At 65.2% G+C, this 12083-nt stretch carries 10 protein-coding genes, 1 tRNA gene and 1 pseudogene; 10 read left to right on the top strand and 2 right to left on the bottom strand.

All coding sequences use genetic code 11. The annotated features are described in order from the left end of the window. Nucleotides 1-648: 648 nt before the first annotated feature. Nucleotides 649-724: transfer RNA gene (locus EP376_RS14135), tRNA-Lys, on the bottom strand. Between the two features lie 98 nt (nucleotides 725-822). Between EP376_RS14135 and dapF the strand changes: the two genes are divergently transcribed. From dapF to EP376_RS14110, 5 genes and pseudogenes are all read left to right on the top strand, one after another. Continuing rightward, the gene (gene dapF / locus EP376_RS14130) at nucleotides 823-1638 is read left to right on the top strand and encodes a diaminopimelate epimerase (protein WP_127656237.1); all 816 of its coding nucleotides are present in this window, start codon (nucleotides 823-825) and stop codon (nucleotides 1636-1638) included. Next, entirely contained in the window at nucleotides 1635-2906 is a 1272-nt protein-coding gene (gene mtaB, locus EP376_RS14125) for a tRNA (N(6)-L-threonylcarbamoyladenosine(37)-C(2))-methylthiotransferase MtaB (protein WP_127656236.1), read from the top strand. Before dapF ends, mtaB begins: the two co-directional genes overlap by 4 nt. 6 nt (nucleotides 2907-2912) lie before the next feature. Further along, nucleotides 2913-3395, top strand: a pseudogene (locus tag EP376_RS14120) (FMN-binding negative transcriptional regulator). A gap of 33 nt (nucleotides 3396-3428) precedes the next feature. Then, nucleotides 3429-4031: a glutathione S-transferase gene (locus EP376_RS14115; RefSeq protein WP_127656235.1), complete on the top strand. Its 603-nt coding sequence runs from the start codon at nucleotides 3429-3431 to the stop codon at nucleotides 4029-4031. Between the two features lie 68 nt (nucleotides 4032-4099). Then, the gene (locus EP376_RS14110) at nucleotides 4100-6118 is read left to right on the top strand and encodes an aldo/keto reductase (RefSeq protein WP_127656234.1); all 2019 of its coding nucleotides are present in this window, start codon (nucleotides 4100-4102) and stop codon (nucleotides 6116-6118) included. Here the strand turns inward: EP376_RS14110 and EP376_RS14105 are convergent. Beyond that, complete coding sequence (locus EP376_RS14105) at nucleotides 6115-7218, bottom strand: aldose epimerase family protein (RefSeq protein ID WP_127656233.1); 1104 nt, start codon at nucleotides 7216-7218, stop codon at nucleotides 6115-6117. The genes EP376_RS14110 and EP376_RS14105 overlap by 4 nt on opposite strands. A 78-nt stretch (nucleotides 7219-7296) precedes the next feature. On the opposite strand from EP376_RS14105, the gene EP376_RS14100 reads away from it, so the two are divergent. From EP376_RS14100 to EP376_RS14080, 5 genes are all read left to right on the top strand, one after another. Next, nucleotides 7297-8070, top strand: coding sequence for an oxidoreductase (locus tag EP376_RS14100; protein WP_127656232.1), 774 nt, complete (start codon nucleotides 7297-7299; stop codon nucleotides 8068-8070). 65 nt (nucleotides 8071-8135) lie between these two features. Beyond that, nucleotides 8136-8864 (top strand): SDR family NAD(P)-dependent oxidoreductase, encoded by a 729-nt coding sequence (locus EP376_RS14095; RefSeq protein ID WP_127656231.1) that lies wholly within the window; start codon nucleotides 8136-8138, stop codon nucleotides 8862-8864. 42 nt (nucleotides 8865-8906) lie between these two features. Next, nucleotides 8907-10061 carry a Gfo/Idh/MocA family protein gene (locus EP376_RS14090; protein ID WP_127656230.1) on the top strand — a complete coding sequence of 385 codons (1155 nt, stop codon included), beginning with the start codon at nucleotides 8907-8909 and terminating at the stop codon, nucleotides 10059-10061. A gap of 19 nt (nucleotides 10062-10080) precedes the next feature. Beyond that, nucleotides 10081-10995, top strand: a complete 915-nt coding sequence (locus tag EP376_RS14085) for a sugar phosphate isomerase/epimerase family protein (protein WP_127656229.1) — start codon at nucleotides 10081-10083, stop codon at nucleotides 10993-10995. Between the two features lie 44 nt (nucleotides 10996-11039). Next, entirely contained in the window at nucleotides 11040-12074 is a 1035-nt protein-coding gene (locus tag EP376_RS14080; RefSeq protein ID WP_127656228.1) for an ABC transporter substrate-binding protein, read from the top strand. The last annotated feature ends 9 nt before the right edge of the window (nucleotides 12075-12083 follow it).

Genomic DNA, 12083 nt, shown 5'->3' with positions numbered 1-12083 from the left:
TGGAAACGAGCCAATTGATCATTCAGGTAGCATTGCAGTCGATTTCGAAAGAGCGTCCCTCCGGCTGTTCGACACGGCAACGGGCCGGCGAATAGTCTGAACGCCCGATTGCCATGCTGTTCGAACCGGATTGCGTATCCGGATCGCCATCTCTTCGAGAGAGTTCTGCACGACGACGGCGGGACCGCTGCTTGGCCAACCTACCCTCCGCTGTCCACAGGCCTTTCTCTCAGCCATCGCACTGGCAGAAATCTTCATCTTCAAGCTTTCAAACCAAATGCGTCCTGAACCTAGGTCATCATAAGGCCGTCCTTCCCTTCAGCGACGCGGCGGCGTGACGCAATTCCCTGTGTGTCGAATCCGACCACTGGTCTGGCTGACAATCCCGGCACCCCTTCGTCCTCGGGCCATCGCCCCTTTCGGACGACGGAGCCCGAACGAAATTCCCCAGCGCTGCCTCCACGCTTCGAGCAGCAAAGGCCGAGAGTCGGGAGCGAAAGGCCAAAATGACCCCTCACTGTTGGCGATGGCAGACTTGGTCGGATTTAAAGCAGATGGCGAGCCCGCTTTCTCAAAGGCAAGATCAAATATTTTTGCACCCAGGAATGCCTTCGATGGCCAAGGCTTCCGCAAAATATCTGATTTCAGTGGTGAGCCGTGCAGGATTCGAACCTGCGACCCACTGATTAAAAGTCAGTTGCTCTACCAACTGAGCTAACGGCCCACGAGGGCGCTACTTAGAAAGGGCGAGCCGGGGGGTCAAGCCCTTTTCCTGATGCGGCATCTGGATTTGTCGGTGGGCCTGCCCTATAGCCCGGCCTCATGGTTCAGGATCGGCAATCCGGCCTTCCCTTCATGAAGATGCATGGGTTGGGCAATGACTTCGTGGTCATCGACGGACGGGGCGCAGGCGCCCTGCCCGATCCGGCTGTCATTGCCGCGATCGCCGACAGGCACCGGGGGGTGGGATTCGATCAGCTGGCGATCATTTCCGCAGATGAGCGGGCGGATGCCTTCCTGACGTTCTACAATTCCGACGGCTCCACCTCCGCGGCCTGCGGCAATGCCACGCGCTGCATCGCGCGCTTTCTGATGGACGAGACCGGACGTTCCTCCCTCTCCCTGCGGACGGACCACGGGGTGCTGCCCGCCCGAGATGCGGGCGGCGGCCTGACCTCGGTCAACATGGGGCCTGCGCAGACCGCGTGGGACAGGATTCCGCTGGCCCGCGAGGTCGATACGCTGCACCTGCCGATCGAGGGCACGCCCGTCGCCACGAGCATGGGCAATCCGCATTGCACATTCTTCGTCGAGGATGCCGAGGCCGTCGCGCTTGAGACGCTGGGCCCCGAGATCGAACATCACCCGCTTTTCCCGCAACGCACCAATGTTCAGGTGGCCCATGTCATGGCCCCAAACAGACTGAGGATGCGGGTCTGGGAACGCGGTGTCGGCCTGACGCTCGCCTCTGGATCGTCGTCCTGTGCGGTCGCGTCGGCGGCGCATCGGCGCGGCCTGACGGGGCCCGATGTGACCATCCAGCTCGATGGTGGCGATATCGCGATCCGGATCGGGGAAGACGGCATCTGGATGACAGGGCCCACGGCCCATGTCTTCGATGGGGTCTGGCGGTCATGACCGCAGAGAACAAAGCCCCGGTCTTTTCGACCTTCGGCTGCCGGCTCAACGCCTACGAGACCGAGGCGATGAAGGACCTGGCTGCAAATGCGGGCCTCCGCGGCGCGGTCGTGGTCAATACCTGCGCCGTCACGGCCGAAGCCGTGCGCAAGGCGCGCAAGGAAATCCGCCGCCTTGCGCGCGCCAATCCCGGCGCGCCTCTAATCGTGACCGGCTGCGCGGCGCAGACGGAGCCCGAGACCTTCTCGTCGATGGCAGAGGTGACCCATGTCATCGGCAACACCGAAAAGATGCAGGCCGAGACGTGGCGCGGACTGGCCCCCGATCTGATCGGTCAGACCGAACAGGTGCAGGTCGATGACATCATGTCGGTGACCGAAACCGCGGGCCACCTGATCGACGGCTTCGGAAGCCGCGCGCGCGCCTATGTGCAGGTCCAGAATGGGTGCGATCACCGCTGCACCTTCTGCATCATTCCCTATGGTCGGGGCAATTCCCGCTCGGTTCCGGCAGGCGTTGTGGTCGACCAGATCGCGCGACTGGTGGACAAGGGCTACAACGAGGTCGTGCTGACAGGCGTCGATCTGACGTCATGGGGCGCCGACCTGCCTGGAGAGCCGCGGCTCGGCGATCTGGTTCGGCGGATCCTCAAGCTGACCTCAGTGCCCCGGCTGCGCATCTCCTCGATCGATTCGATCGAGGCCGATCCCGCGCTGATGGAGGCCATCGCGACGGAACCCCGGCTCATGCCGCATCTGCACCTGAGCCTTCAGGCGGGCGATGACCTGATCCTGAAGCGGATGAAGCGGCGTCACCTGCGCGATGACGCGATCGCCTTCTGCGAAGAGGCGCGGCGCCTGCGGCCCGACATCGTCTTCGGCGCCGATATCATCGCGGGATTTCCGACCGAAACGGAGGCGATGTTCGATAATTCGCTCCGCCTTGTCGAGGAATGCGGGCTGACATGGCTCCATGTCTTTCCCTACTCGCCCCGCGCGGGCACGCCAGCCGCACGAATGCCCGCCGTCGATGGCGCCGCGATCCGCGACCGCGCCGCCCGACTGCGCGCCGCAGGCGAGGCCGCCGTGTCGCGCCACCTCGCGGAGGAGATCGGGGCCACCCGCGATATCCTCATGGAATCGCCGCGGCTGGGCCGAACGCCGGGCTTCGCCGAGGTAGGCTTCGACGCGGACCAGCCGACCGGCGCGGTCCTGCGCGCCCGGATCACGGGCGCGTCCGGCGCCACCCTCGCCGCCCGCCCGGTCTGACGCCCGATGCATCCGAACCCCGCCTTCCGCGAGACCATGCGTGAGGAGAGGCTAGCCTTTGCGCGGGCGCGGGGCTTTGGCATCCTCGCCGTCGCCGTCGCCGACGGCGACGACGTGCCCTTTCTCTCGCACGTGCCGTTCCTCCTGTCCGGGGACGGGTCGGAGGCGCGGCTTCACCTCGTCCGGTCGAACCCCATCACCCGCGCCCTGCTGACAGCGCCAAGAGCCGCGCGCATCGCGGTGTCTGGGCCCGATGGCTACATTTCCCCCGACTGATATGGCGTGGCCGACCAGGTTCCGACATGGAACTATGTCGCCGTTCACCTGACGGCCCGGCTGACCATCGAGGCCACCGACGAGACGTGGAAGCTGGGGCAGAACAAGCCCGAAGCCGCGCGGCTTGGCGCGGCGGATGGCCTCGAAAAATCGAGGATCGGCTCCCGGACAGACGCTCTCGGCGGCTTGATGCGGGGTCACGACGCAGAGTAGGCTTTGCCTCGAAACCGCGATGGACCCCTCAAGATGAAATTGATCATGTCTCCCGCCTCGCCCTTCGTGCGCAAGGTGCGTGTCACCATTCACGAAGGCGGTCTGACCGAACAGGTGACCGAACATCCGGTCACCACCACGGCACTGGACACGCCCGCCGAAGTCCGGGCCGCGAATCCGACCGGCAAGATCCCCGTTCTGCTGCGTGACGACGGGCCTGCGATCTATGACAGCCGGGTCATCACCCGCTATCTCGACGCGACGTTCGATCTGCGCCTCTACCCTGCGTCGCGGCTGTGGGAGGTTCTCACGCTCGAGGCGACGGCGGACGGGCTGATGGATGCAGCCGTCCTGATGGTCTATGAGCACCGGCTCCGCCCTGAAGAGCTGTGGTCCGAGGCCTGGACAGAGGCGCAATGGGGCAAGGTGACAGGTGCGCTCGACGCAATTGAGAACCGCTGGATGAGCCATCTGGCGGGTCCGCTCGATGCGGCTCAGATCGCGGTTGGATGCGCGCTCTCCTACCTCGATTTCCGCCATCCCGGCAGATCATGGCGCGACGGCCGGCCGGCGCTGGCCGAATGGCACGCGGCATTCGGGGCGCGGCCATCCATGCTCGAGACCGCGCCGGAATAAGCGCCCCCCGGTGGAGGAGCCGGGGCAACAGGAAGGGGCCGCGCATCCTGCCCGGCCGGGAGGACGACATGACACATGTGAAATGGGGCATCATCGGCCCCGGATCGATTGCCGCGAATTTCGCCCAGGGTCTGGCCGAAAGCGAGACCGGCACGCTCGATGCCATCGCCAGCCGGTCCGCCGAGCGGCGCGCGGAATTCGGCAACCGCTTCGGGGTCGCGGCGAACCGACGGTTCGACAGCTATGACGCGCTGATCGCCGATCCCGAGATCGAGGCGATCTATATCGCGACACCCCATCCGTTTCATGCCGAACTTGCCCTGAAGACAATCCGCGCAGGCAAGCATGTCGCCGTGGAAAAGCCCGCGGGCCTCAACGCCGCCGAGGTGACGGCCATGGTCGAGGCCGCCGAGCAGGAGGGCGTCTTCTTCATGGAAGGCTTCATGTATCTGTGCCATCCGCAGATCGCCCGCCTGTGCGAGATCCTGTCTGAGGGCGCCTTGGGCCCCGTGCGGCATATCCGTGCCGTCTTTGGATTTGCCGCCGGGTTCAATCCGGAATCCCGGCTCTATTCCCATGATCTTGCAGGCGGCGGGATCCTCGATGTGGGCGGCTATCCCGTCTCGCTTGCGCGGATGGTGGCGGGCCTCGGGTCAGGCAGCTTTGCCAATCCTGTCACGGTGACAGGGGTCGGCCGGCTTGCGCCCACCGGCGTTGATGCAGAAGCCTACGGGTTGTTGCAGTTTGAAGACGGGATCACCGCCGAGATCGCCTGTGCCGTGGCCGAAAGTCTGGGCGAACAGGTCGAAATCCGGTGCGAGAAGGGCCGCGTCATCCTCGACAACCCTTGGGTTCCGGGCCGCAACGAGGGCCCCTCGGACAGCAGCATCCGGATCATCGCCGCCGATGGATCGGAGCGGGCGGAGGAAATCCGCGATCCGCGCATGCTTTTTGCCTTCGAGGCCGAGGCTGCCTCCCGTGCGATCCGTGCGGGGCGCGGAGGCCTCGAGTTTCCGGGCATGACCCCGCGCGGCTCGATCGGCAATGCCGAAACCCTCGACCGGTGGCGCGCGGCAATCGGCTACGCCACCTTTGCCGAGGCGCCGGGCGTGCTGCGCAAGCTGGCCGGCACCTTGCCGACCGGCCTGCCGGCAATGCCCACCGTTACGCTTCCGGGCGTCGCGCAGCCGGTCAGCCGCCTGATCATCGGCTGCGACAACCGTGACACGCCCGCCGAGGGCGCCATCGTCTGGGACGCGTGGATGGAAGCCGGAGGCACCACCTTTGACACCGCGTTCGTCTATGGCGGCGGCCGGCACGAGGCGGTTCTGGGCCAATGGATCGCCTCGCGCGGCGTGGCGGGCGACATCAACGTGATCGCCAAGGGCGCACACAGCCCCTATTGCACGCCGCGCGCCATCGGCACGCAGCTCGAGATCTCGCTGGGGCGGCTGGGTCTGGACAGCGTGCCCATCTACATCATGCACCGCGACAATACCGACGTGCCTGTCGGCGAATTCGTCGAGGCGATCGCCGAGCAACGCGCGGCGGGCCGGATCGGCATATGGGGAGGATCGAACTGGAGCGTGGAGCGGTTTGCCGAAGCTGTCGCCTATGCCGAGGCCAAGGGCCTCGAGCCACCCCGCATCCTCAACAACAACCTGTCTCTGGCCGTCATGGAGAAACCGGTCTGGGCCGGGTGCATCACCTCGAATACCCCCGAGACTCTGACCTATCTGCGCGACAACGACGTGATCCATGTCAGCTGGTCAAGCCAGGCGCGGGGCTATTTCCTGCCCGCCCAATTGCGCGACCGGTTGCCGGAGGATACCCGGCCCGAAACCTGCTTCGGCTCGGATGCCAATGCCGAACGCCGCAGACGGGCCGAGGATGTGGCGGCGCGCAAGGGTGTCTCGGCGCATAACGTGGCGACGGCCTGGGTCCTGGCCCAATCCTTCCCCTCCTTCGCGCTGATCGGCCCCCGAAGCCCTGGCGAAATCGCCTCGACCCTGCCAGGCCTTGGCCTCGAACTGAGCGAGGCCGAGGTTGCGTGGCTGAACCTCGAAACGGCGGAACGGCCCGACTAGACGAGGTCGAGGAAGCCCGCCTCGAAGGGCAGAACGACCTCTTGCCCCGGTCCGCCCGCGATCGTCAGGCGGTCGCCCGAGACACGGATATCGGTGATCTCGTGCCACCCCCGAGGGCGCGGGATCGCGCCTGTCACATGGGGCACGATGATCTCGCCTCCCAAGGTCAGCGTCGTGGGGATGCCGTTGCGCGTATGAACCGAGGCCTCAAGCGCGCCGGCATGGCCCAGTTCCCCCGCGGCGCGGCCATCCTCGACGCCCAGAACATTGCGATGCCGACCATTCCACGGCGCATAGTCCCGCCCGGCGTTCGAATGCCATAGCATCGTCACCGGCATCAGTTCGGCGTTCTTGAGGAAGAAGACGATATCATCCTCAGCCTCGCGCAGGATCGCGGTCCAGCCGATCTGTCGTCCGGCATCCTCGACCAAAGTGACGAAATCCTCGTGCGCGGTCCCGATCGGAAGGCGGCTCAGATCGACGGTTCCGCCATCCGAGGCCGGAACGGCAGTCAGATCGCGACAATCCGCGCCCGCCGAAAGCCGGTTGCGCCCGGGTTCCAGAGGGGTTTCTGCCGTGATCAGCACCCGCTTTGGCGAACAGAAGAACCGCGACCCGGATGCAAACGACACCATGGGATGATGTGCGAAGGTCACCTCGCCCTGCCCGCCGGAGATCCGGTGCCGCTGGTAGAGGATTGGCGCATCCCCTGCGATCCGAACCTCGCGGCGAACGGTGGCACCGAAGACAGGGCGGTCGAGCCCCAGCGTCGCCGCGCCATCGCCCCGGTCGATCACGCTCCACGGGCTGTTGGCCGTCCAGCCGTGGATCGGACCGGGTTCCACATCATTGCCGCCGAATGGCATGCAGAAAAAGTCGCCGGACAGCCGCCTTTCCACCATCGCGATCCCCGTATCCGCCTGCACCTCCGGTTCATCGAGCCAGGGCGCGCGATGCAGGGGCGCGATGCCACCCAGGTCAAGCGCGGCGATATTGCCCAGCGACAGGTCGAGGGTCACCGCGTTGCCTCCGGCGCGCAACCGCAGGTCCGGCGGGTCGGGGCTTTCCAAGGCGCGGGCGCTGTGATCAGAATCTGTCATATCCGTCCTCCCGACGCGGAGGATGTCCCGGATGCGGCGACATGACAAATTGGAAATGCGCACGAAAGGATCGGCCCTATGGACGCGAGGATCGACGGCAAGGCCATCATCATCACCGGCGCGGCCCGCGGGATCGGCGCCGCAATCGCGCGGCAGGCGGCGGCATCGGGCGCGCAGCTCCTGTTGACCGACAGGGACGGCCCGGCGCTTGAACAGATCGCGCGGGAACTGGCAGCCGGGGGCGCGGCGTCCCATGCGGCGGACCTGACGGATCGCGCGGCTCCCGGGTCGATCGCCGGGGCCTGCATCGCCCGGTTCGGCCGGATCGACGGGCTGGTGAATGCAGCCGGGCTGACGGACAGGGCCTCGTTCCTGGACGGCACGCAGGCGACATGGGACAGGCTCTTCGACGTGAACACGCGGGCCCCGTTCTTCCTGATGCAGGCGGCCATCACCGACATGCGCGCGCGCGGCGCAGGGGGGACAATCGTGAATATCCAGTCGGTCAACGCGCATTGCGGCGCGCCCGATCTGGCCATCTATTCCGCGACCAAGGGCGCGCTTCAGACCCTGACCCGCAACGCCGCCCACGCCCATATGGCCGAGCGTATCCGCGTGAACGGCATCAACCTCGGCTGGGCCGCAACCGAAAGCGAGGATCACATGCAATCCGTCGTTCTGGGCAAGGGCCCGGCTTGGCGGACAGAGGCCGAAAAAACCATGCCGCTGGGCCGTCTGATCACCCCCGTTGAGGCCGCCCGCCTTGCGGTCTATCTGCTGTCCGACGCCTCTGCCCCGATGTCGGGCGCCAGCATCGATCTTGAACAAAAGGTGCCCGGCGCGCCGGGCTAAGCCCCCGAAAGAAAAGACTTGCGCAGAATCAGCCCCGGCCCCCAGACTGAGCGCGGGGAGGTAACATGTTAGCGTCGCCGGTATTCGATTTTTCGAAGTCGCGGGTCGTTGTCATCGGCGCAAGCCGGGGCGGCATCGGCGCCTCTATCGCCCGGTCCTTTGCCGACAGCGGCGCTGACGTGATGATCACCGGCGTCGAAGCGGCCCCTGCCCCCGAAGACAGCGACCGGTTTGCCTACCAGCAGCTCGATGTTACCGACAATACGGCTGTCGAGGCGTTTGCCGCAAGTTTCCCCACACTGGACGTTCTGGTGAATTGCGCGGCGATCACGCAGCGCGGCGCAGAGATGGAGCCCGACTTCTTCGAAACGGTCCTCGACATCAATCTCACGGGCAGTTTCCGGACGGCCCGCGCATTTCACCCGGGCCTGTCGGCCGCGAACGGAACGCTGATCAACGTGGCGTCGATGTACGCGTTCTTTGGCAGCCCGAGGAACCCGGCCTATGGCGCGAGCAAGGCAGGCGTTGCACAGCTGACCAAGTCGCTGGCCATCGCATGGGCACCTGACGGCATCCGGGTCAATGCGATTGCCCCGGGTTTCATCGTGACGGAACAATCGGCCCGCGCGCGCAGCGATCCGGCTTTTGTCGCGGGGATCGAGGCCCGCACCCCGCTGGGGCGCTGGGGGAACCCCGATGACATCGCAGGCGCGGCCCTGTTCCTTGCCTCCGACGCCGCCCGGTTCATTACCGGCACCTGCCTTCCGGTTGACGGGGGATACAGCGTTGTTTGAACATGATGCGCGAGGGAGGCCGCCGATGACGGCGGATTTGTGATGACGAATTCTAGCGATGTCGGGGTGGCCGTTGTCGGCACCGGGTTCATCGGAACCGTTCACACATGGGCGCTGCGCCGGCTGGGCGTTTCGGTGCGCGGCGTGCTGGGATCAAGCCCCGAGCGCGGGGCGGCGGGCGCTCAGGCCATGGGCGTGGGGCACGCCTATCCCGATCTTGAGACGCTGCTGGCCGATCCGTCGGTCGATGTGGTGCATGTCACCTCGCCCAATGACGCGCATTTCGAACAGGTCTGCGCGATCCTGCGGGCAGGAAAACACGTGATCTGCGAAAAACCGCTGGCCATGACATCAGCGCAATCCGCCGAAATGGTCGAGGTCGCAAAGGCCAGCGGCACGCTGGCCGCGGTCTGCTACAACATCCGGTTCTATCCCCTCAACCAGCAGGCACGCGGCATGGTCGCGGGCGGCGAGTTGGGCGATATCCGCTTTGTCTCGGGCCACTACCATCAGGATTGGCTGGCAAGGCCCACAGACTGGAACTGGCGGCTCGAGGCAGACAAGGGCGGCGCGTTGCGCTCGGTCGGCGATATCGGCACGCATTGGGTCGATCTGACCAGCTTCATCGCGGGGATGAAGGCGACCGAGGTCTTTGCCGAGCTGTCCACCTTCCTTCCGGAACGCCAGAAACCCGTGGGCCCGGTCGAGACATTCTCTGCCGCCGAAGGTCAGACCGAACCGGTGAAGATCGAAACCGAGGATGCGGCGATGATCATGCTGCGCTATCCCAATGGCGCGCGCGGGGTCATGTCCACGAGCCAGGTGAATTTCGGACGCAAGAACGTACTCAACTGGGATATCGCCGGGTCCGAGGCATCCGCCGCGTGGCATTCCGAGACGCCCGATCACCTGTGGATCGGCCATCGCGATGCGCCCAACCAGATTCTTCAGCGTGACTTCACCCTGATGAACGCAGCCGGCACCGCCGCCGCCAGCCTGCCACCCGGACATGTGGAGGGCTTTGCCGACAGCTTCTTCGCCTTCTTCCGCCAGTTCTACGGCGACGTGATGGCCGGTGCGCGGGCGGATGCGTCAACCTATGCCTCCTTCGAGGATGGCCATTACGAAATGCTGTTCTGTGACGCCGTGCTGCAAAGCGCGCGCGAAGGGCGCTGGATCGCCATCGCAGACCAATGACACCACAAAGGAGCCTGCCATGAAACTGGGCCTTCTGACCGCCCCTTTCCCGGATACCGACCTGATGGAGGTCGCCGACTGGACGGCCTCCGTCGGCATGTCCGCGCTGGAAATCGCGTGCTGGCCCGCATCGGGGGGCGAGGCACGGCGCTATGCCGGGACCTCTCATATCGACGTGGATGGCCTGACACGGGATCAGGGTCACGAGATCACCGGCGCGCTGGCCGAAAAGGGGATCGAGATCTCAGGGCTGGGCTATTACCCCAACCCGCTCCATCCCGATGCCGGGCATCGCGACGAGGTGATCGGCCATCTGAAAAAGGTCATCACCGCGGCGGGCACGATGGGCGTGGGCGTCGTCAACACCTTTGTCGGTGGTGACAGGGCGTTGACGGTCGATGACAACTGGACCCGCGCGCAGGAGATCATCACCCCCATCGTGAACCATGCGAAGGACAGCGGTGTGACGCTGGCCTTTGAAAACTGCCCGATGATCTTCAGCTATGACGAATGGCCCGGCGGGCACAACATTGCCTATTCGCCGCGCATCTGGCGGCGTATCTTCGAGGAATGGGGCGATGCGGTGGGCATGAATTTCGATCCCTCCCATCTTGTCCTGCAAATGATCGACCAGCGCCGCTTCATCATGGAATTCGGCGCGCACATGGTTCACGTTCATGCCAAGGACCTGATGATCGATCGCGACGGTCTTTATGAACGCGGCATCCTGTCGGCGGGCATGGGCTGGCAGATCCCCCGGCTCTGCGGGCTGGGCGACGTGAACTGGTCACAGTTCTTCTCCGACCTTTACCGCGTCGGGTTCGACGGCCCGATCATCATCGAACATGAAGACCGGATCTTCGAAGGCACCGACGACAAGGTCAAACGCGGCTTCCTGATCGCGCGCGACAACCTCATGCCCTTCATCAAGTGAGGGGCAGCGAACGACGACGAACACTCAACAGGGAGGAAAATCCAATGAAGAGAGTGCTCAAGACAGCGGCCGCGGCCGCAATTGCCGCCGGGCTCGGCGCACCGGCCATCGCGGGTGGCCACGCGGACTACACCATCGGCATCTCGAACACCGTGCAGGGCAATGGCTGGCGCGAAGAGATGATCTGCGCGATGAAGGCGCAGGCACTGGCCTCTGGCGATGTGGGGTCGCTCAACATCGCGCACCGCAACACCGATGCGGCCGGTCAGCTGGAGGATATCCGCAACCTCATTCAGGCCGGGGTCGATGCCATCGTGCTCAATCCGTCGAACACAGAGGGCGTGAACTCTGCCATCCGCGAGGCCACCGAGGCGGGGATCGTCGTCGTGGCCGTCGATCAGGCCGTGACGGAAGAAAGCGCCTATGTCCTGTCGAACGACCAGGAAGGCTATGCCTATCTGGGTGCCAAGTGGCTGTTCGAACAGCTGGGCGGTTCGGGTGACGTGGTCTATATGCGGGGCGCCGCGGGCGCAGGTGCGGACAATGACCGGCACACCGGTTTCACCCGCGCGCTCGAGGAATACCCCGATATCAACGTCGTGCACGAGGTGTTCACCGGCTGGCAGCAGGATCAGGGCAAGCAGCAGATCCTCGACTATATCGCGACCGGCCTGCCCTTCGACGGCATCTGGACGAGCGGCATCGACAACGTGATCGTCGATGCGCTGGTAGAATCGGATGTGCCGCTTGTGCCTGTCGTGGGCGCAGACAACGCAGGCTTCGTCGGCCAGCTGGCCAGTGTCGACGGCCTTGTGGGCGCGGCCGTCACCAACCCCGGCTCCATCGGTGGCGCGGGCGTGACGCTGGCGCTTCAGATCCTCGGCGGCGATATCCCCGAAGACCGCACTGTTCTGGTGACCCCGTCGCTGTGGGACAACACGACAGAGGAAGGGATGGCGCTGATCAACGCAGCCCAGAACCCGAACCTCGATCCGGAATGGCCCGTCTCGGTCTCGATCCCGGGCTGGACCACCTACACCATGGAAGAGATCATCGCCTGCAAGGGCCCCGGCGAGTGATCGACACCG

Source organism: Alexandriicola marinus (assembly GCF_004000435.1).
GTDB classification, from domain to species: Bacteria; Pseudomonadota; Alphaproteobacteria; order Rhodobacterales; family Rhodobacteraceae; genus Alexandriicola; species Alexandriicola marinus.
Note: the sequence above shows the minus strand (reverse complement) of the source record. Positions and strands in the feature narration are given on the sequence as shown.